Here is a 21,578-nt window from a genome sequence, read left to right on the forward strand (position 1 = left end):
TTATAACAGATAGTTGTAATCAGAAAGTCTAAATGCATTAGAAAAAGAATGATTCTTGAATTTGGATTTACCACGGGGAATGAGAGATATAGAATTTCAAGAAACTGCTAAAATTGAATATATAAGACAAAAATTTATCCAAACTTCAAATCTTTTTGGATTCCACTTTATGGAACCGTCTCCAATTGAATTAGTTTCAGTAATAGAGACAAAAAGTGGTCCTTCTATTAAAAATGAAATTTATTATTTTACTGATAAAGGTGATCGGGAGGTCGCATTAAGATTTGATTTCACTATTGCACTTACTAGATATGCAGTATCGCAAAAATCAATGAAATTACCTGCTAAACTTTCTGCTTTTGGGGGTGTATGGAGATATGATGAGCCACAAAAAGGAAGATACCGATTCTTTCATCAATGGGATGTTGAAATTTATGGTCAACCCAACATAGAATCTGATGCAGAAATAATTGAATTTACATCTAAATTTCTAGATAATCTAAAATTACAAAATATAATCATAGACATATGCGATCGTGAACTTGTAGAATCATATGTTCACAAAATCTTTCAATCAGATTCACCAAATCTTGTAGGCGACATACTAAGAGCCGTAGATAAAATTCAAAAAAAGAAAAAATATGAAATAATTAAAGAGTATAGCGAAAAAGGTTATTCTAGTTCTGATCTAGAAAAAATACTTGAATTTTCTCAAATTAAAGGATCGCCTGAAGAAATAGAAAAAAAATTAGATGTAAAAGAATTAAAAAACTGGAATAAACTACGACTCCTCTTTACCTCATTAAAAAATAGACATGTTAACAATATCAGAATAAACTTTGGTATTGTAAGGGGTCTTGATTATTATTCTGGTATAGTGTTTGAAGCGTTTGATTCAACATCTGATCTTGGGGCACTTGTAGGTGGAGGTAGATATGATAATTTGACAAAAGCTTTTGGGCGAGAGGATTTGGGTGCAACTGGAGTGGCAGGTGGTGTTGAACGTATAGTTAACTCTCTTGAAAAACAAGGAATTGATGTTGATACAAAAACATCACAGATTTGGGTTGCATATATTAATGAAGAAATGCAAAAAATTGCACTTGGCATAGTGTCTCAACTAAGACAAAAAGGTATACATGCAGAAGCAGATCTGGGCGGAAAACCCCTGAAAAAACAAATGGAAATGGCATCAAACTCAAAATATGTGATCATCGTGGCTCCAAAAGAATACTCTACAAAATCTGTTGTATTACGTGATATGAAAGATGGAACTGAAAAACAAGTTCAGATTGAATCTATATTATCTGATCCAAAGTCTAGTCTTCAACTCTAAATGCCCTTGTAAGCATTACAAGTTCAGGTCCATTCGTCAAGGTTCCTACTACAAGCGACTTGTTATTTGCTAGTATGCCTGATGCAAGATAGGGAGAACCGCCGTTTATTGTTGCAGGTTCAAGTTCTACTCCTAACACTTCCGAAAAAACTTTGATGTCATCTTCTTCAATATTCGGATGAATAATTCCTCCATGTGATGTGGCAACCGTCATCGCTCCATCTTGGTGATAGCCTGCAACCCTTTTCTGTAATACTTCAATTCCTAGCACATCTTCAACTTTCTTTACAAATTCATTTGGAATCAAAGGAGACATTATTCCACCTTTATCATTAACACAGATCAAATTCCCAATCGCAGTATGTTTGGTTTCTAGAATATCTACATTAAGACCAGTTGATTTTTTGAGATGTGAAAGTTCTTCTTCTAAACAATTACGTGGTAATAACATTCCCTTATTGTTAACAACCATGAGCGGTCCAAGCAATCTTGTGTTTGCTACTGAAGTAAAAATGTAATCAGTTTGCAGAAATTCTGATAGGTTTTTTGCTTTTGATGTTGCAAAGCCATTGGGTAAAAAAACAAAATCATCATTACATTTAGTGTATATTCCTACGTTAGGACTGCGATAGACATCGTATTTGAAAATTCCCAATGAGTCAAGACAATGAAAGTGAAGATATGAATTTATCTTGTATACACTTTAAATAAGTAAATCATATCTGTAATCCTCATGCCTATAGATCCAAATTTTCCAAAAAACCATACTGCTATTGAAAAATTCAAAGATCCATTAAGCGATAACTTTCACCTTGTTTGGGGTCCAGGAAGACTTGCTGAAGCTGCTTCCGATCAAAAGGTCAAGACAGCATATGCAGAAAATGGAGAAGAAATCAAACCAATGGGAATCCATGGTACTTTTGTTGCAGTAGATTGGGATTCTTGTATAGCTGATGGAGTTTGTCTTCTTAGTTGTCCTGTTAAAGTATTTGAATGGTACAAAAATCCTGGAGAAACTGGAAGAAATGACAGGAAAGATTATACCGATAAGGCAAGCCCAGTTAAAGAGGCAGATTGTATATGGTGTATGGCATGTGTAGAAGTCTGTCCAACAAAAGCAATCAAAGTTGATCAGGCAATCATGGACATTCACGAAAAAGAGATGGCAAAGTTCAGTTAGTTTAAACTAATATTGTCTAGGTTTAAATAACATATTAATCGACAACTTCCTATGCCAATACCAGAAGATTTTCCAAAAGGAATGAAGCCAATTGGAAAAATAGTACACGGCGATGGTGAACATTTCCACTTTAGATGGGGTCCAGGTAGGAAGGCGGAAGCAGCTGAAAATGCTGAAGTTATCGCTTCATACAAGGCCCGTGGTGAGAAAATAGAACCATTAGGTGTAAGCGGTACAATGGTTGCAGTAGATTGGGATTCTTGTGTTGCTGATGGTGCATGCATTGAGGCTTGTCCAGTACAAGTTTTTCAGTGGTACCGAACTGAAAAAGATATTCCAGCGGCAAAAGCTACAAATCAAACATTTGCTGGAACTGGAAGTTCTGAAAAAGAACATAGAGCTGATTACACAGATAAGGCTGACCCAATAAGAGAGCATGATTGTATTTGGTGCATGGCCTGCGTTTCTGTTTGTCCTCCACAGGCAATCAAAGTTGATCAGTCAAATCTAGAACATCACGAAAAAGCAGCCGGAACCTTTACAAAAATGGAAACAGGTTCTGTTAATCCACACGCACACCACTAAATTTTTCATTTCTTTATTTATTTTTAATTTGCATTTCTAGCAGGTGCTAACTTTTATTTTTGTATTGTTATAATTGATAACAAAAATGGTAATAATGTTTTAAACAAATTTTAACTAGTTTTTATGAACAGAAACTGCAGAGGTCGCCTAGCCCGGCATGGCGTGGGCCTTGAGAGCCTATGTGCGCAAGCACGCGGGGGTTCAAATCCCTCTCTCTGCGCTTATACTCTTTATGACATCCCGCAATGAACAAAATTTTTGTCTTAAATGGAATGGAGTAATGGTATCATATGACAACACTTGACATTCACAATTCAAGGCGTAGAATAGAGTATGCCAAGAGAAGCTTTCAGAGACGATTCTCAACTTGTAATGCCAGAATAGCATGTGAATTTCTTGACAGACTAATAATAGAGAACAAGTCGTATGGCCGAATTGCTAACTATGCAGAAGCTATCAAGCGAATCTTGGATATCAAAGACAACAAGAGGATATTGGACTGGACAAAGAAGGAGATTGAATTAGTACACAAGGTACTAGCCGAGTCTAATTATGAAAACTCGGTCAAAAAAGATACCCTGACTGCACTCAAGAGACTGTACCATTATGCATTACATGATGAAATGGCAGACAAGTCAAAGGGAAAGGACTATGATCCTAATGTATCTTGGATTGTACCAAGCTACTTTAGAGATAGATATGAGAAGATACAGGCCAAGGATCTGCTCACTGATCCTGAGCTTGAAAAATTGTTCAAAGCTGTCAAAGAAGTCAGCAAGGGAAGATATGTCAAGCGAAACGTAGCTGCTGTTGTTACACTCTTTGAAGGATCGTTTAGACCGGGTGAGCTGCTCAACATCAAAATAGGAGGTATACAGTTTGAAGAAGATTTTGTGCGGGTTCACACAACAGGTAAGACAGGACCCAAGACGCTTGCACTTGTGACAAGCTTTGTGCCAATCAAAGAGTGGCTTGCAGAACACCCGTCTAGTGATGACCCTGATGCCTTTCTCTGGTACCACAACAACAAAGAAGGCATGATGACATATCCAATGCTATTTCGTATAATCAAGAGGTCTTCCCAGGTGGCAGGAATCAAAAAGCGCGTATGGGCATATCTATTTCGACATACATCACTTACAATGTATTCAAAGAAGTTTGGCAATCTTGTCAAGCTGTACGGAAACTGGTCAAAAAGTTCCAACATGTTATCAAGATATGAACATCTTGCATCCTCTGACCAGGAAGATGCCATACTAAAATTACATGGAATCAAAAAGCAGGACGAATCTGAATCAATTTTATTCTCAAAGATCTGCTCTTCCTGCAAGGAAAGAAACTCTTCTGACAAGAGTCATTGTGCCAAATGTGGTACGGTATTGTCAAAGAAGCTTGCACAGAAAAGAGAAGAAAATCTACAATATGATACAAAAAGAATTGAGAGCTATGCCAAAGATGTGGCCAATCTAAAGAAAGACTATAACGAACTTAAAGAAATTATTACCAAAGTCCTCAATGCAAAGTCAAGCTCATGATTATGCCTTTGTTAGCTTGTCCAGTCTATCAATCTGCTTTCCTATGGATTCAATCTTTTCCTTGATCTTTTCTAATAGCTCCTTTTGTATTGATATAGATTCGTTCATGTCAGTTATTCGTGGAATATTTTTAAGGTCAATTACTTCCAGATGATGCATTACAGGATCAAAATTCAATCTAGCATATAATTTCAAAAATATCAATTACGCAAATTTGCGTTACGCAAAAATGTATAAAAACACCACAATTCTGATCCTGTAATGCAAGATCTCCGTAATGGAATCGTAAAGATCGTTAAAGGGGGGCCAAGATGACTGAAAAAATTTTCATCTATCTTGGCGCCCTCCTTAAATGGCATACAATATTCTGGAATTATGATATCAATAGGACTTGATATTGGTACAGCTTTTGTCAAGTGCGTCTCTGATACCAAGAAGATAAAATTCCCATCGCTTTACGCATACAAGTTGGTCCACGAGTGGGACAAGAAAGGAAAGCTAGTAGAAGGTGTAGGAGAAGAGGCAGTAAAATTATCACAGGACCCTGATACTATACTTATCAAACCAGTGATGCTTGGCAGGCCAGTCCATGAAGAGGCCTTTGCCAAGCTTGTCAGACATGCAGTAGTATTATCATCAGAGAAGAGAGATGCAATAGGCTCCAAGCCTGATGATATGGCATTTGCGATTGGACTGCCATATGATGCCGCAGCACATCGTGGTACCATACAAAAAATGATTGCAAGGCTTTACAGGCCAAAGGCATGTGATGTTGTACCGCAGGTTCTAGGAACCCTAGTAGATGCAGAAAAGTCCAGCGGTATAGTGATGAGTATAGGTCAGGGAACAACCGAGATCGTGGCCTTTGTAAACAACAAGGCAATTCGCGGTATCTCGGTACACCATGCTGTGGGATACATTAGCTCAAGGCTTGGTAGTGAGATGGCATATCTTGATGATACCATATACTCGAGTCCAAAAACGGGTCAGTTGGTAGCAATGCTTGCAGATTCACTTCTCAATAAACTGCATATGATAAGACAGGACCTTGAAAAGCTGCCAGTAATTGTATCAGGTGGTGGGATACTTGTGCCTGGGATGCAAGAGGCAGTGATGGCCAAGCTTGGTGATATGACAGTACCGCAGGACCCTGTCATGTCAAACGCTCAGGGGCTGTACAAGATCGCTTCATGGTATAGTATCCAAGAGAAATGCTAAGCAAGACTGAACGAGAATTTTTAGCATGCAGGGCCGTATTCTCAAAAAGGCATGCAAGACAGTACAGGTATACAATCAAGAAGAGAGTATACAAGTCTCTTGATGATTTACGATTCATTATAGAAAATAATGAATTTGTTGGTCTTGATCTCAAAGAGCTTGAAACAGAGCTTGAGCAAATCGTGGTCTTGATTGGTTCTACATACATTTTACATTCTGGAAAAGCGTCATCACATACCCAGACATCGACCAATCCTTTTTCTGCAATAAATTCTGGCTGGGGTACGTAACTCCTTAAAAACATCCCAAATCTTACTTGTGAGCTACTAAAACTTAAACACAAAATTCCTGCATTTGCACACAGGCAACATCACCACCAACTATACAGTATTGTTGATTTGTTTACAATTGTACCAAACTATACAACTAGAAAAGTTTCTGATTTGTTCGGAATTGTCATGATATGTTATGACATCTGGTGCTCTTTGGTATGATTGATGATACAATACAATATGCAGACAGTCAATCAAGGCGTAAACTCTCTCCTCAAATCTATCACAACAATACCTAGTGTTGGAAATTGTACTGCAAAAGCAAAGGTCTAGGAACTACAAAGATACCAACTACAAGTACCGTATCACAATACCTACACAAATTGTAGAACAGCTTGAACTAGAAGGAAGAAAAAAGCTTAAGATCTTTGTTGTGGAAGATGCAATTGTAATCAGGAAGATCCCTAACACATGAAAAATCACATCAAAAATCTATCTAATCCTCAGGTTCTTTGCTCCCCATATCTTTTATTCCTTCCTTTCTTTTTTTCTTTAATAATTTTTTTAGACTGTCTAACGACGTTTTCTTTTTACAAACTTTCTTGATCAGTATTTTTCTTTGTTATTTCTTCCGGTGTTACTATCATTCTTAGCTATCTTGATATCATTTCAACTGCACTAAGGTAATCTTTACTTTTCTTGCAATACTAAATTATATCAATCATCATAACTTTACAAATTCTAGTAATGATTATTCCCTTTCAAATTCTTTCAGCCATGTAACTTTTAAAACAATAAATCCATCTCATTTTCAACTTAATTTTGCAGTTATATTTTACCAAACTATTTTCTTTGCTATGATGAAAGTAATTTTGTTTCCATTTATCAAAAACCACTGTTTTATACTCTACATGTCTGCCTTGCCAACTAATCCTTTAGAATCAATGAATATCCCAGTCTTGTCAAACTATATTCTACTCAACGTATATTCTGATAAGCATATATACTGTATAGCATATATTCCAGACAGCATATGATAGTAGGTAAACCGCCTAAAGATGTTGTAGACAGAAAAGAGGAAGTAGGAAAAATAGTAAACACTATGCTTGATACAAAAGCCAATGTGAACTATGCCTTGATCGGGCATAGAAGGATCGGAAAGTCAACCATATTGGGAGAAGTAAGGCGTCAAATAGGTAAGAAACTTATCACAGTATACGTAGATTTTGGAGAATTTCGATACTCACCAGTTGACCTTGCCGAGAAATTAACTGAGGAACTGACACATGCGTATTACAATACACTACCTACCACGTCAAAGATTGCATCCAAAGTAAAATCTGCATTAACACAGCTAAGTGAAATAAAGCGAGTCCGTGCAAGATTTATCGCAGGCATTGACGAACAGGGCAGTCCAATAATAGCAATAGACCCGTACGTCAAAGACAGGGATGAAAACTATCGCAAGGCGTTAACAGACGTCTTCGAGTATGCAAACAAGATATCTGAGGCTTCTGGTCGTAGAGTCGTAATCATAATAGATGAATTCCAGCACATTATAGAATACAAAAAATTCTCTGATCTAAAAAATATTCTTGATGTCATTCGAGCTATCCTTGAGCGCAGAAAGAATGTCTCCTTTATAGTAAGCGGTTCAAGAATACATTATCTGAGAAATATTCTGGCAGAAGGAGGCAGTCCACTCTTTGGTCATTTTATCATACTAGAGATAAAGGAATTGGCAAAAATCTATGCGGTAGAATTATTTCTAAAGTCTCAGCCTGCTGCAAGCAAGCAAGATGCCGAGCGAGCATTTGATCTTGTTGGAGGACATCCATTTTATCTTGTAATGCTTGGACATGCATACAAAAAGACAGAGTCGTTGACAGATACATATCAAGAGTTGCTTACAAGTACTACAGGAGCACTGTACATCTATGTCAATTATATTGTAACAGAAGACTTGGGCTCTGATTACAAGAGTACTGCATACTGGAAGATACTTGTCTCGCTGTCTACAGGAGAAAAGACAGTGTCTGATATTGCAAAGGATGCTTCTCTTAAAATGACAGGCCTGCCCAAGTTTTTGACTAAATTGATAGAGTACGACTTGGTTCAAAAAACTGAAGGAAAGTACAGTATAACAGACAAGATAATTCGAGACTTTTTTAACAGTTACTGGGTATGAAGTGAATTAGTATTTTCCTGTCTCTCTCCCTTCTCTCAAACTTTTTTTACTGATAAAGTCGCGTCTTGGCCACAGACTCCTAACAGAGTATCATCCTAGCATAATTTTTTTTATGCTAGGATGATACCATAGAAAGAACCCCAAAGAATAGTGCAATTCTCTCTCAAATTTGTGTCTGGACTTGCAAGATTCGAATCTTATTATGTTTTTAAAGTGAGGGAACTAAACTAACTGAACAATTCCCATAGTGGAACCCAATTTTTTTATTAAATTTGATCGCATTCTTGTACATGTAATTTCTACACAATACTTATCGATCTATTTTTTAAAAATAAATTCAAACCAATAATAGAACGAGATCAATTCTGTAGTCTAGATAGAATACATGCGCAATATTTTATAGATAAGCACATCAACGATCATACGAGTTGTGAAACATGGAAGTCGTGGAGATGGCGCCTAGTACAAAAAATATCAACGTAGACGTGATGAATAGGATACTGAAGGTATTGTATGAGCAGAGCCCAATAAAGCTGACAAACCTTGCAATGGCTTCAGGCCTGAACTACAACACATGCAAAAGATATTTGCATTTGATGAAAATCTTTGGCTGGATAGAAACTTCAAGTGAGGACGATGTTACCATGGCTAGAATTACAGAAGCAGGCGGAAAAATTCATAGTACGTTGAATGATCAATAGTTCAAACTAGATTTTCATTTTGTCACTGCTTTATGCATTTAGAAATAAAAGTTTTACATAATTGTTACTCACGATTGTTACTGATTGTGTAATGCTTATTCGTTGATATTTACTGAACAGGACTTATCAGTTAATGCTTATCAGCTCGTGAGCGTAACTTATTAGATATTTCCACATATGGAAATACAATGACTTTGAATAACTCATCCATAACGTTCGCATCAATACTTGCCGTGGCATTATTTGCGAGTCCAATGTTGGTCTTTGCACAAACAACGCCAATTCAGAACAGTGAACAGATTAGCGTAAAATTGGATAAGAACATCTACCAATATGGAGATACAATCCATCTAACTATACATGATGTAAACGCGGGTCCAAAACAAGTTATCACTGCGTTTAAAAATAATTATGCAGGCATTAATGGTCCATGTGGAGTACAATACTTTGATTTTGCATTTCTTAGTGGAGATCAAACAAAAATCCAAAATTACGATGACCTTGTAGCTGTAAAAACAAATGCGTTGAATGTAATATATGCAAATCCATATGATATGGTTCTTTGTCCTAGAGGTTACACGGATCATCTGGATAAAATGAGCGTGAATAACAACAGTGATGATGTAACAATTACCACGATAAAATCAAATGGAGATTCTGTTACTTTGCAGGACAATCTAATATCAAAATATGAAATTAGCAAAGTATATGGCAATACATTATACAAACAAATAGACCAGAATACCACACTTGAATACAAAGAGAGTAAGACATTACCTGCTGGAAAATATACTGTCATTGCCTTTACTTTGTCAGGTCAGATAAGCAAACCTACACTAATTGAAATAGTGAACAGTAGTACTTCAGCTACAAGCTTTACTCCGTCTGACTCCAAAGGTCTGCAAACAGTATTTTCATCAGGCACAAATCTTTGGCTAGCATCACTATTTACAGCACCAGCATTATTTGGAGGCTTTATGGCATTAGGTCGCAAAACCGGCAAAAAGTTTTCAAATTTTGCAACTGCAATAGTTATGACAATAATAGTTTCCAGTGCTTTTGCAACATCTGAACAAAATAATGCTTTTGCCACCTACAATGTTAGTTCACAGGGAGTTGAAGAGCATAGTACAACTAGTACCTTTAAAACTCCATCAGTCCAAGTTGGATTTGAAGGAGTTGTAACTGGAACTGGAACTGGTAGTGGATTAAGCGTCCAAAACAACCACTTCATTCATGGTTTTAGTGTTGGTACTGGTTATTTGTGGGCACAGTCGATAGTACAACAAGAAATACCCACTAGTGCAACTTACAATTCTCATTCATGTACCACTCAAGCCGGATCATATACTTGCAAGTTGCCATCCTCAGTGACTATACGTGGACTAGACAATTACTGGACTAACAAAGACATTTTCGGAGGCTGTCCCAGCGGATGGACTCTATTAAGTCCTGATTGTTATTTTGTTCCAACACCGGGTAATTGGAATACAGTCACCCTGTCATCATCTAGTACCAGAATTGACGAGTACACATACCAAAATATCGACAGTAGTGGAAACCTTAACCTGATACAAAAGTACAGAACTTGTACCAGTTCATGTACAGGATATACACAGTTAGATTCTGACACACGTGCCTATGCTACATCCAGTTCCTATTATGATCTGACCACCTACTTTGGTGGTACAACATATGGGGTTGAAGCTGTGGTAGGTGAGTGTGGCACTTGCGGTGGTGGAACAGGAAAAGTAACCTTCTCTGATGGAACATATGGAACAGAAACATACACACTGGACAGCAGTGGTTCTCCCGCATATAGGGCATCAGGAGCTACTACCTACCCCGCAGAAAACAATGTCGATCTGTGTTGGTGGAGCAGTATAGGTAATACTGGTGGAAGCAACCCTACACTTACTGCAACAGCAAAATATGGTACATGTAGTAGTTAAATAAGTGACTATACATTACCACCTAAATTTTTTATTTTGGTATGTGGTAAATAATTTTGAACAAAATTTGAAAGTGAGAAAATAATGGAAAATAAAAAATCAATTACAAAAATTCTTCTTATTAGTGGTGTAGGTTTGATTGCAATTGGACTTGTAATGTCTCAACTAAGAATTCCTTTAACAAAGGAAGAGTCTGATGCGCTTTTCAAAAACTGCATTGAATGTAAAGCTCCACCTACATATAGAAACATAGATCCAAATATTTACTATGCTACTATTTTTGTTGGAATTCCAGTAACTTGTAGTTCAGCAATCATAAGATTTGTACTATGAATATCAAATGTAGTCATTAAGACATTTTAGGAAGTGAAATTAAAATAAAAAGGGAAAGGTGCTCACTACAACAGTTCTGACTGGTTCCATCGAGCCCGCACCTAGATGTAGGCAAAAAACTACACCTAGTCTACATATCTCTTTAGAGAGGGTACTAAACTAAGTAGACATAACACCTCAAGGGTGTTGCTTTGACTAAGTGCAAAATTTTGTTCATTGTGGGATTCCAAAATGTTTATACGCCCTCTCTGCGCCAGAATTTATAAAGACTTAAAAAATTTGCAGGTTTTAGGTTTTAATTTCATACTTATAGGTTTTTGAAATAAACTACAACTGAATTCTAAAGAAAAAAAATTCTGTATTGAGCGCTACTGGTTTTACAAATTTGATCAAAAGAGAACCATCACACCATGATTCTTTGATACAGGAATTATATTTGAAAAATATTTTGATTCATATTTTTTGATCTCTCATTTCTCTTCTGCTTGGATCCTTTTCACGATATTGTGATTGTGATCTATATCTCATTGAGATAGTTCTCTCTATTTCTCAAGGAATGTATTTATCAGTTTGGTGAAATTCCTATGTATTGATCTTAGTCAGAAATGTTACTGTCTCCTGTAGTGAGCGCGGCTTAATAGCAAGTTGTCCTATAAAAGAAGCATTACAATGAAGTTCACTCAAACAAAAATAGCTGAGGTCTTACAAATGAAAAAAATATTTACATTTAATTCTAGTAAAATCACCATGATGCTGGTAATGACATTGTTGATATTCTCTTTAGAAAATCCTCTTCTTGTTCTTGCTACTAATACTGCCACCTGCTCTACAGGTGTAGGCTCAAGTCCAAAAGGTGATAGAATGGACAGTACATCTTCAAATGTTTGGATAGGATTGTCTGGCACTCATCAGCTTGGACATTCCTCTACTAGTAGCACTAGTAGTTGCTCAGTAAGTACTAATACTGCACAAAACGATCCAACTAATGTAGCCTTTGCAGGAAATGGTTATCTCGCATTTACTCAAAAAGGAACTGGTGGTTCTTCTCAAAGTTGTATCAGTTCTTATAATACGGCAACAAGTACAATAGTGAAGACCTCTTGCATAAGTGGAGCTGGTGCTGATGATGTTGATAAAGATCCAACAAATTCCAACATGGTTTGGTCAAGTTGGTATTACAACGGCTATGTAGGTAAGTTCGATACGTCATTAGGTAACTTAAGCACCTTTTTGCCACCAAGTTGTGGTGTAACCTCAAACTTAGAAGGATTAAGAGTAGATAGTAGTGGAAACGTATGGGCAGCTGATGAAGCATGTAACAAACTCTGGAAATATGTACCTTCTTCAAACACATGGACCTCATATACTATTAGCGGATTTTTGCCGTGGTATTTGTCCATTGATAATAGCGCAAGCCACATCTGGATCACATCACAAAGTAATACACTAAAAGCATTAGCAGATTTCAATATTAGCACAGGAACAGCAGCAACTATTTCATATCCAGGGTCAGCTCAGGGTGCTACTGAAGTAGCGCAAGATCCTGCTAATAGGATAACATTTGTAGCTTTTCAAAATGGATATGTAAATGAATATTATAACAGCTTGGGCAGTTGGCAATGTACCGGTTCTGGCGATAGTTATTCTAATGGTACGCCATTTGGAATTAGTTACTCTCAAAGTGGAGGAGTGGACTACTATTGGGCTACTCTATACGGAAACAGTCAGTTAGTAGTGGGGCATTGTTAGGAGATGACTATGATAAAAAAAATTAAAATAAACTTCAAATCACCAAAAAGAATATTGGCATTTACTTTACCAGTGTTGCTCATTTTTGCCATGTTTCCTCTCTATCACATTACACAAGTGCAATCTAACGAACCAACAAACACTGATGTTATGAACATGGTGGGGAAAATGATGCATCCTTATGTTACAGTACTGGGCGCGCAGAATGCTAGTACAATAAACATACCATTAACAAAAGTGGGTTCTTCATCTACTGGTGAGGCGGTCACTACAAAAACAGGTTCAAGTTTTCCACAGGTTATACAGGATAATAATCACTTAATGTTAACACTCTACGAGGGCAAATTTGCAAATGGTACAAGTGTATTGGCTCTTACCTCTACCAACTCAGGCTCAGAAAAGCTTACCATAAATCAGATGAGCGTTGATGGATCAATCCCAGGTTATGATAAGACCAACAGTACCATAAACATATTGCAAGCAGATGTAATAGGATGTACAAATGATTTTGCTTTTGTGGAAAATGTAAATACAATTTACCAGAATGGTACCAGTAAATCTCATCCTGAGACAATGAAGTATATTTGCCAGAATCCAGCACCAGTTGGTAGTGTAACGTTAGAGTCAGGGCAATCATTTACTGCGTATATTAAAGGTAATTTTGTAGCTGCCAATATTCCTATTAGTATCTTCAATGGAAATGCTGGATATATTGTAGAAGGCACAAATCATCTTTTCTTCGTTAGGGTCTGATTATCAAGATCTAATGGTATCAAAAGAAGTGTTTATTAAACTAATTTAGTAAACCAACCCAGTATTTTACACATTTAAGATTAGATAACAAAAAATACTAAATTATTGAAATAGTTATGATGTAATTTCTCAAAATCTATCTTTAAGATTTTACCATCGATCTAGATACATTTAGAACTGCATACCTACAACTGCATTTCATTAGGGTCTAAGATTCACCTTTTTTACTCAATTTTGTTCATAGTGGGATTTCAAAATGTTTATACGCCCTCTCTGCGCTATTATTTTCCTATTTTCCCAAGTTCTGCTAAAAGTGCAGATAGCTGAATTTCTGGATTTGCACCAATAATTAATCTGTAATCGTATTTTGCTATTGATTCCAATATTTCAGAAAGATGAGTGGTTTTAATTTTGTACGCATATTCATTCAAATATTTTAAAAAGTCTGATTCTGACATTCCATAGACTTTGATTAATTCAATCATTTTGTTTCTAGCATCAGATAATTTTCCTTCTATGGCAAGACTCAAGATCTCGCCAACATCATTTGTCTTTGTGAGGCCAGATGCTGCTTTTACATTTGATTCATTTACTATTCCAAGACTTGCTGTTGCTTGTAATATGTTGATGGAATGACGCATGTCTCCTTCAGAATATTCATGTATAGTTTCAAGTCCATTTTTATCAAATTTTATTTTTTCTTTTTTACAAATTTCCTCTAGATGTGATATAATGTCCTCTTCAGATATTCTTGTAAACTTGAAAACAGCACATCTACTCTGAAGTGGGTCTATAATTTTTGATATGTTATTTGCAATTAAGATAAACCTACAATATCTAGCAGTATCTTCTATAATCCTACGTAAGGCCGTTTGTGCATCAGAGGTCATTTCATCCGCCTCGTCTAAAATTATTAATTTGAATGGAATTTTTGTATCAAGTCCTGAAAAACGTGCAAATTTTTTTACTCTATCTCTTACCATGTTTATGCCACGTTCATCTGAGGCATTCAGCTCAAGTGTGTGATCTTTCCAATTATCCCCTAGAATTTCTCTTGCTAGACATAATGCTGTAGTAGTTTTGCCAACTCCAGCAGATCCAGAAAACATAAGGTGTGGCATTTCAGCGGCATTTTTCAAAAGAGATTTCAGACTACCAATTATATCTTTTTGGTTTATTATAGAAGACAGCTTCGTAGGCCGGTACTTTTCTACCCACATGGAAGTTTCAGTCATAGGCTGTTACGTTTCTCTCTCACTAATAAAATTACGGCTAAGATCAAATGATCAAAGCAAGTTGTTAACAGAATTGATCGATCGCATTAGTTAAATGCTTGAACGGAGCATGCTTGACGCATATTGAATATATTGGATTTGACTCAACTTCATACCATCGGATATCGTCTACAAGACGTTAAGGTTACCTTTAATCACGATATAAAGATCGATACACCAGATGTATCAATAGAAGCAAAACATGGTGAAATTTTGAGCATATCACGTTGGGTAGCTGAAGTATTAGCATCAGAGAAAATTGTAGATATTCAAGATACTGACATGATTGTTGCTTTGAAACAAGCACTAGTAAAGGAAAATGTACAAGGCGACTTTGATTTATCTACTCTTGAGTCTGATTTTTATATTAAACTGAATTCATACATACAAAGGCTTCCACAACAAGATCGTGATAAAGTAGAAAGTATGTTAAATACTCTTATGAGAAAACGACAAGGAAAAATAATTAGACTTGCAGACTCTTCAAAGATGACGTCTGATCTTTCAAAAAAACTATCAATAGAAGAACGCGCTTTATTTAATGCGATACATTTACAGAGCGTTGATTTTAACAAACAAATCTTAGGTGACAAGAAATAATGGCACAATCTGAATCAATACATTCTAAAGAAAATCGTACAGACCGGGTAAAAGAATTTCTTACTCAATTCAAGGACAAATCTGGCGCTTACAAATATGTAGAAGAAATAGATCAGATGATGGCAAAAAAAATACAGTATCTTGTAGTTGATTATAATGATCTAGTATCTGTTCCAGAGATTGAATCTATTTTTAATACTGATCCAGATGAAATTCTAGCCATGTTTGCTGCTGCAATAAAAGATATTCTTAAGGAGAGATTTCCACAATACGCAGAAAAAATTAGACATGATGTTAGAGTAAGAATTGCAAACTATCCTGCACAACGTAGCTTGCGTGAGATAAACGCAGAAGTCATTGGAAAAATGACTAGTGTGTCTGGAATGGTTGTAAGATCATCTGAAATAAAACCACTTGCAAAAGAACTTGTATACATTTGTCCCGACGCTCACGAAACTCATATAGTTCAAGAAAAAGGGCTAGAGTTTAATGCACCATTGAAATGTAGTAATGGAAAATGTACTCATAGGGACTTGGAAATTAGTCCTGAAAAGAGTCGCTTCATAGATTTTCAAATGGTAAGACTACAAGAATTGCCAGAAGATCTGCCACCTGGGCAGCTACCGCATTATGTAGATGTTACAGTATTACAGGATCTAGTTGATAATGCAAGACCTGGGGATCGTGTAATTCTTACAGGATTAGTACGAATTGAACAAGAACACATTCCATCAATGCGCGGAAAAACTGGAATCTATAGATTGCGAATACAGGGAAACAATATAGAATTTCTTGGAGGAAGAGGTGGCAAAACTTCTAGAAGTACAGAAAGAGAAGAAATTTCACCAGATGAAGAAAAAATAATTAAATCTCTTGCAACAAATACTGATATTTATGATAGGTTGGTGGCATCATTTGCACCTCACATACATGGACATGAAATAATTAAAGAATCAATTTTGCTTTTAATTGTTGGCTCTACTCAAAGAGTGCTTGCTGACGGCGCCAAGATTCGTGGCGACATTAACATCTTTCTTGTGGGAGATCCAGGTACTGCAAAAAGTGAAATGCTAAAATTTTGTGCAAGAATAGCTCCAAGAGGTCTGTATACATCTGGTAGAGGTTCTACCGCAGCTGGACTTACAGCAGCAGTAGTACGTGATAAAATTGGTATCATGATGCTAGAAGCAGGTGCAGTTGTTCTTGGTGATCAGGGCCTTGTATGTATTGATGAATTTGATAAAATGAAACCAGAAGATAGAAGTGCACTCCATGAAGTAATGGAACAACAATCTGCTAGTATTGCAAAAGGTGGAATTGTTGCTACGCTAAATGCTAGGACTTCGATTTTAGCAGCAGCAAACCCCATGTATGGAAAATATGATCCTTTCAAGAATATTACAGAAAATGTAAATCTCCCAATCCCTCTTCTTACTAGATTTGATCTCATTTTTGTTGTACGCGATATACCATCTAAAGAGAGAGATAATAGAATAGCTAGACACATTCTTAGTCTTCATCGTATTTCTGGTGCTGATACAAAATCACTAATTGACGTGGATATTCTCACAAAATATCTCTCATATGCTAAAAGAATTGAACCGGTAATTACTCCCGAGGCAGAGGAAAAAATCTTAGAATATTATATGAAGATGAGAAATGTTGAATCAGAAGGAATGATAACAGTAACCCCAAGACAGCTTGAAGGCTTGGTAAGATTAGCAACAGCAAGGGCTAGGTTGTTGATGAAGACCCAAGTAGAAGTAGAAGATGCTGAAAGGGCTATCTTTTTGATACAAAGTATGCTTGAAGATGCTGGAGTAGATGTTAATACTGGGCAAGTTGATCTTGGAGTTCTACAGGGAAGACCACACAGTGAAGTATCAAAGATGCAGTTGTTTATGGACGTCATGAAATCACTTGAAGGGGACGAAAAAAGACCAGTTGAAGAAAAGACATTTGTTAAAGAATTGGTAAAGACTGGCAAATTTACAGAAGAAGAAGCTCGTAAATATCTCAAAAAATTGCAACGAGAGTCAGCTATTTATGAATCAAAACCCGGTCATTATAACCGTGTATGAAAGTATCGCAAATTGATCTTCCAAAACAATTCACTGAATTTCTTTCCTCTATAGGCTATGAAACACTTTATCCTGCACAGGAATCTAGTATAGAAGCAGGACTGTTAGAAGGAAAAAGTATCCTTGTTTCAGCACCCACTGCTAGCGGAAAGACGCTTATTGCTTTACTTGCTATATTGGATCATATTTACAAGAAAAAAGGAAAAATAGTTTATCTTAGTCCTCTTAAAGCTTTAGCATCAGAAAAGTTTTCTGAATTTAAAAAACTTGAATCAATTGATTTAGGTAAAAAAATACAAGTAGAAATATCAACTGGTGATTTTGATTTAACGGACAAAAATCTTGGAAAAAATGATATTCTTGTTATGACTAATGAAAAAATGGATTCCATTATTCGTCATGGAGCTGAATGGATAAATGATATCTCACTTGTGATAGCTGATGAAGTTCATCTTCTTGGAGATCAAGATAGAGGACCTACACTTGAGATTATATTGACAAAATTGAAATTGTTAGAACAAAAACCTCAGATACTTGCTTTAAGTGCCACCGTTACAAATGCATACGAGATTTCTTCATGGTTAGATTCTGAGTTAGTAGAAAGTGACTGGAGGCCAGTGCCTCTTTGGGAAGGTGTGTATGATCAGGGCATCGTAACAATGCAAAATGGGAAAAAATTTGAAATAGAAACGAGCATGAGGGGACCACCTGTAGATCTTGGAATTGACTCTTTAAAAAACGGGGGTCAGGCAATTTTATTTGCAGAAACAAGGGCACGTTCTGCTTCACTTGCTGCAAAAGCATCTGATGTTATAGGAAAGAGTCTTCCAGAAGAGGAAAAAAAAGAACTAGACAAGATATCACAAAAAATTCTTGATGATAACGAACATACTGATCTAATCAAAAACCTAGCTACACTAGTGAAAAAAGGAGTAGCGTTTCATCATGCAGGACTTAACCAGAATTGTCGTGAGACAATAGAATCTGAATTTAGAAATGGGAAAATAAAATTAATTGCGTCAACTCCCACATTGGCAGCAGGAGTGAATCTTCCAGCAAGACGTGTTATTATCTCTAACATAAACAGATATGACACAAAATTTGGAGGAAATAAACCAATAAGTGTTCTGGAATACAAACAGCTTTGTGGTAGAGCTGGAAGACCACAATATGATAGTTATGGGGAAGCAATTATTGTAGGAAATTCAAATCGTACAGAGTTAGTTGATTACTACATTAACGGAACACCAGAACCCATAAAATCAAAATTAACTGATGATAAAGCACTAAGAACTCATGTTCTAAGTTTAATATCTATAAATCCAGGAATAAAGAAAAATGAAATAATAGAATTTTTTTCAGAAACATTGTCTGGTTCTCAAGACAGAAAATCTACGATAAAATTTAAAATCCAAATAACCTTAGACTATCTTGAGCTAGAAAATCTAATAAAAGAAAAAGGTGAGAGATTTGTAGCAACTGAATTTGGGAAAAAGACATCTATGTTATACATAGATCCACTCACTGCAGTTTACTTTAAAAAATCATTACAAAAAATCTCAAAACGAAAAAATCACACACTTGGCTTTTTACATCTTATTACAAGCTCGGAGGATTTCTTCCCAAAATTCTCATTACGAAACAAAGACTATGAAATGGTAGGAACACTTCTTGAGAATAATGCTTCTGAACTAATTGAAAATATCTCAGAGTATGATTGTTCACGAAGCTTACTTGCAGTGCATGCTTGGATAAATGAATCAAGCGAGATCTTTCTTTCAGACAATTTAGGCATAGAATCTGGTGATATGCATAGAATGGTAGAAAATGCAGATTGGCTTGTACATTCATTATATGAGATAGCAAAACTTGAAACTCGAGATGACATTCTAGATGAATTGAATATTATACGTCAGAGAATATCATATGGAATAAAAGAAGAACTTGTTGAATTGGTAAAGATACGTGGGATAGGAAGAATTCGTTCAAGAATTCTTTACAAGAACGGTATACAAAACCTGTATGATTTGTCTGAAATTCCAGTTAAAAAACTAGCTAACATAGATAAAATAGGTTCCATCATTGCAGAAAACATAAAGATACAGCTACAAAAGGTAAGATGATGCTAGACAAAATCATTCTTGCCATCCTAGTTTCAGCTATTGCCTTTTTTTCTGTTTACATAACAACTCCATTTCTAATAAAAAGATTAGAAAAAAAGAATCTTACAGTAAAAGATTACAATAGAGTTGGAGGAGCAATGGTGCCAAGACCTGGAGGTCCTTCTATACTTGTCGGAATTTTAGTATCTGAATTCACTTTGTATACTTTTTTTCCTACTACTGAAATATTGGCCATCCTAATTACAACATCACTTGCCTTTATAGTAGGACTAATAGATGATCGAAAAGTTCTTGGTGGATGGTTTAAACCTGTTGCACTTGCAATCTCTGCAATCCCGATTATTTTGCTCGGAACGTATGATCCACATCTCTCGTTTCCACTCTTCGGTTCTGTTAGAATTCCTGAGCTGTATGTTGCACTAGTAATTTTCATGATTCCAGTTACTGGCAATACCGTAAATTCAATTGATGTTCTAAATGGTGTGGCAAGCGGATTTATGACTATTGCAAGTTTTGCCCTTACCATATCACTATTCATAATTCATAATTATGACATTGCTCTTGCAAGTCTTCCATTAGGATTTGTTTCATTAGCATTTTACAAATATCATAAATTTCCAAGTAGAATATTTCCAGGTGACTCGGGAGCACTTACTCTTGGTGCAATGTATGGAGTTTTAGCAATAGTTGGCCATGTGGAAATAATAGCGGCGGTTGCATTATTGCCAGCAGTGATAAACTCATTTCTATTTTTATCAAGTGTTAAACGTATTATTGAACATAGACAGATAAAATCAAATCCAGTTACTCATACTGATGACTTTAGGCTTATGGCTACTACAGACAAAGATGCACCCATCACACTAGTAAGATTGATTCTGGCAGGTGGACCAATGACAGAAAAACAAGTTGGACTTGTAATTTTTAGGCTAGCTATATTTTCTGCAATACTTGCGATAGTGACTGCCTTTATGATGAGTGTAAAAATATGAAAGGGACTCAAATTTTTTTATTTGTATTTGTCATGTGGGTTTTAATTATTGTGGGAGGTGGATTATTGATTTCAATTATTGCTCCATTGACAATTAATGGACATGGTAAATTCGATTCAATCTTAGATTCTGGAGTCAAAGCGCTTATTGCAATGATATTGGTGGTTGTTTGGATTTTTATTCTTTCAAAAATAAAAAATTGGATCTTCCACAAACAGATAAAAAATTAACTACTTTCCCACTTTTTCTTCTTTTCATCATATTCTTCTCTAGAATATTTGATTTTAGCAGGCACTCCTACTACTACAGTATTAGAAGGTACATCTTTTGTAACAACAGCTCCCATCGCAACAACGCTGTTCTTTCCAACAGTAACTCCTGCTTTTATTACGGCACGCGAACCAATCACCACCCCATCTTCTATGGTGACACCAATCATCTTTTTACTTGCAGGGTATGGGTCATTTGTAAGAGCAGCAGCAGGACCAATGAATACATTTTTTCCTATTCTTGAAAGGGGTGGGATGTAAACCATCCCTTCAATCATGGTGTTTTCTCCTATCTTTACGTTATAATCAACATGTGCAAGTGAACCGATTTTCACATTATCACCGATTTCTGTATTATCACCAACATATGCAAAATGCCATATTCTGACATTCTTTCCTATCTTTGCTTTTTCTGAGACAAAGTTTGTTACCAAGGC

Annotated in this window: 22 protein-coding genes and 1 tRNA gene; 19 read left to right on the top strand and 4 right to left on the bottom strand. The window is 36.1% G+C overall.

Annotation, left to right across the window (positions count from 1 at the left end):
* The first annotated feature begins 61 nt into the window (after positions 1 to 61).
* The gene (gene hisS, locus VEU72_07570; protein ID HYL66996.1) at positions 62 to 1,336 is read left to right on the top strand and encodes a histidine--tRNA ligase; all 1,275 of its coding nucleotides are present in this window, start codon (positions 62 to 64) and stop codon (positions 1,334 to 1,336) included.
* On the opposite strand, the gene VEU72_07575 is transcribed toward hisS, so the two are convergent.
* Positions 1,320 to 1,991 (bottom strand): translation initiation factor IF-6, encoded by a 672-nt coding sequence (locus VEU72_07575; protein ID HYL66997.1) that lies wholly within the window; start codon positions 1,989 to 1,991, stop codon positions 1,320 to 1,322. The two genes, hisS and VEU72_07575, sit on opposite strands and share 17 nt — an antisense overlap.
* Positions 1,992 to 2,069: 78 nt before the next feature.
* Between VEU72_07575 and VEU72_07580 the strand changes: the two genes are divergently transcribed.
* The 4 genes from VEU72_07580 (at position 2,070) to VEU72_07595 (ending at position 4,636) form a co-directional block, all read left to right on the top strand.
* Positions 2,070 to 2,516, top strand: a complete 447-nt coding sequence (locus VEU72_07580) for a ferredoxin family protein (protein HYL66998.1) — start codon at positions 2,070 to 2,072, stop codon at positions 2,514 to 2,516.
* Positions 2,517 to 2,567: 51 nt separating this feature from the next.
* The gene (locus tag VEU72_07585) at positions 2,568 to 3,101 is read left to right on the top strand and encodes a ferredoxin family protein (GenBank protein HYL66999.1); all 534 of its coding nucleotides are present in this window, start codon (positions 2,568 to 2,570) and stop codon (positions 3,099 to 3,101) included.
* A 136-nt stretch (positions 3,102 to 3,237) separates the two neighbouring features.
* Positions 3,238 to 3,321, top strand: a tRNA-Ser gene (locus VEU72_07590).
* Positions 3,322 to 3,391: 70 nt separating this feature from the next.
* Positions 3,392 to 4,636: a site-specific integrase gene (locus tag VEU72_07595; GenBank protein HYL67000.1), complete on the top strand. Its 1,245-nt coding sequence runs from the start codon at positions 3,392 to 3,394 to the stop codon at positions 4,634 to 4,636.
* Here VEU72_07595 and VEU72_07600 read toward each other — a convergent pair whose 3' ends face one another.
* Complete coding sequence (locus tag VEU72_07600; protein ID HYL67001.1) at positions 4,637 to 4,795, bottom strand: hypothetical protein; 159 nt, start codon at positions 4,793 to 4,795, stop codon at positions 4,637 to 4,639.
* A 177-nt stretch (positions 4,796 to 4,972) separates the two neighbouring features.
* Between VEU72_07600 and VEU72_07605 the strand changes: the two genes are divergently transcribed.
* The 9 genes from VEU72_07605 (at position 4,973) to VEU72_07645 (ending at position 13,802) form a co-directional block, all read left to right on the top strand.
* Positions 4,973 to 5,854: a hypothetical protein gene (locus tag VEU72_07605; protein HYL67002.1), complete on the top strand. Its 882-nt coding sequence runs from the start codon at positions 4,973 to 4,975 to the stop codon at positions 5,852 to 5,854.
* Positions 5,848 to 6,144 carry a hypothetical protein gene (locus tag VEU72_07610; protein ID HYL67003.1) on the top strand — a complete coding sequence of 99 codons (297 nt, stop codon included), beginning with the start codon at positions 5,848 to 5,850 and terminating at the stop codon, positions 6,142 to 6,144. The genes VEU72_07605 and VEU72_07610 overlap by 7 nt, the downstream gene beginning before the upstream one ends.
* A gap of 280 nt (positions 6,145 to 6,424) precedes the next feature.
* Positions 6,425 to 6,601 (top strand): AbrB/MazE/SpoVT family DNA-binding domain-containing protein, encoded by a 177-nt coding sequence (locus VEU72_07615; GenBank protein ID HYL67004.1) that lies wholly within the window; start codon positions 6,425 to 6,427, stop codon positions 6,599 to 6,601.
* Between the two features lie 558 nt (positions 6,602 to 7,159).
* Positions 7,160 to 8,314, top strand: coding sequence for an ATP-binding protein (locus VEU72_07620; GenBank protein HYL67005.1), 1,155 nt, complete (start codon positions 7,160 to 7,162; stop codon positions 8,312 to 8,314).
* 452 nt (positions 8,315 to 8,766) lie between these two features.
* Positions 8,767 to 9,015 carry a winged helix-turn-helix domain-containing protein gene (locus VEU72_07625; protein ID HYL67006.1) on the top strand — a complete coding sequence of 83 codons (249 nt, stop codon included), beginning with the start codon at positions 8,767 to 8,769 and terminating at the stop codon, positions 9,013 to 9,015.
* 188 nt (positions 9,016 to 9,203) lie between these two features.
* Positions 9,204 to 10,967 (top strand): hypothetical protein, encoded by a 1,764-nt coding sequence (locus VEU72_07630; protein HYL67007.1) that lies wholly within the window; start codon positions 9,204 to 9,206, stop codon positions 10,965 to 10,967.
* Between the two features lie 84 nt (positions 10,968 to 11,051).
* Positions 11,052 to 11,300: a hypothetical protein gene (locus VEU72_07635; protein HYL67008.1), complete on the top strand. Its 249-nt coding sequence runs from the start codon at positions 11,052 to 11,054 to the stop codon at positions 11,298 to 11,300.
* A gap of 669 nt (positions 11,301 to 11,969) precedes the next feature.
* Positions 11,970 to 13,049 carry a hypothetical protein gene (locus tag VEU72_07640; GenBank protein ID HYL67009.1) on the top strand — a complete coding sequence of 360 codons (1,080 nt, stop codon included), beginning with the start codon at positions 11,970 to 11,972 and terminating at the stop codon, positions 13,047 to 13,049.
* 9 nt (positions 13,050 to 13,058) lie between these two features.
* Positions 13,059 to 13,802, top strand: a complete 744-nt coding sequence (locus VEU72_07645; GenBank protein HYL67010.1) for a hypothetical protein — start codon at positions 13,059 to 13,061, stop codon at positions 13,800 to 13,802.
* A gap of 281 nt (positions 13,803 to 14,083) precedes the next feature.
* Here the strand turns inward: VEU72_07645 and VEU72_07650 are convergent, their stop codons facing one another.
* Entirely contained in the window at positions 14,084 to 15,037 is a 954-nt protein-coding gene (locus VEU72_07650; protein ID HYL67011.1) for a replication factor C small subunit, read from the bottom strand.
* Between the two features lie 123 nt (positions 15,038 to 15,160).
* Here VEU72_07650 and VEU72_07655 point away from each other — a divergent pair, with 123 nt between their 5' ends.
* The 5 genes from VEU72_07655 to VEU72_07675 are packed head-to-tail and all read left to right on the top strand — an operon-like array spanning position 15,161 to position 21,102.
* Positions 15,161 to 15,676 (top strand): hypothetical protein, encoded by a 516-nt coding sequence (locus VEU72_07655; protein ID HYL67012.1) that lies wholly within the window; start codon positions 15,161 to 15,163, stop codon positions 15,674 to 15,676.
* Positions 15,676 to 17,757, top strand: a complete 2,082-nt coding sequence (locus VEU72_07660) for a minichromosome maintenance protein MCM (GenBank protein ID HYL67013.1) — start codon at positions 15,676 to 15,678, stop codon at positions 17,755 to 17,757. Before VEU72_07655 ends, VEU72_07660 begins: the two co-directional genes overlap by 1 nt.
* Positions 17,754 to 19,880, top strand: a complete 2,127-nt coding sequence (locus VEU72_07665; GenBank protein HYL67014.1) for a DEAD/DEAH box helicase — start codon at positions 17,754 to 17,756, stop codon at positions 19,878 to 19,880. The genes VEU72_07660 and VEU72_07665 overlap by 4 nt, the downstream gene beginning before the upstream one ends.
* The gene (locus VEU72_07670; GenBank protein ID HYL67015.1) at positions 19,880 to 20,872 is read left to right on the top strand and encodes a UDP-N-acetylglucosamine-1-phosphate transferase; all 993 of its coding nucleotides are present in this window, start codon (positions 19,880 to 19,882) and stop codon (positions 20,870 to 20,872) included. Before VEU72_07665 ends, VEU72_07670 begins: the two co-directional genes overlap by 1 nt.
* Positions 20,869 to 21,102 (top strand): hypothetical protein, encoded by a 234-nt coding sequence (locus VEU72_07675; protein HYL67016.1) that lies wholly within the window; start codon positions 20,869 to 20,871, stop codon positions 21,100 to 21,102. The genes VEU72_07670 and VEU72_07675 overlap by 4 nt, the downstream gene beginning before the upstream one ends.
* Here the strand turns inward: VEU72_07675 and VEU72_07680 are convergent.
* Positions 21,099 to 21,575 carry an acyltransferase gene (locus tag VEU72_07680; GenBank protein HYL67017.1) on the bottom strand — a complete coding sequence of 159 codons (477 nt, stop codon included), beginning with the start codon at positions 21,573 to 21,575 and terminating at the stop codon, positions 21,099 to 21,101. The genes VEU72_07675 and VEU72_07680 overlap by 4 nt on opposite strands.
* Positions 21,576 to 21,578 lie beyond the last annotated feature (3 nt).

This window comes from Nitrosopumilaceae archaeon (assembly GCA_035631875.1).
GTDB lineage: Archaea > Thermoproteota > Nitrososphaeria > Nitrososphaerales > Nitrosopumilaceae > TA-20.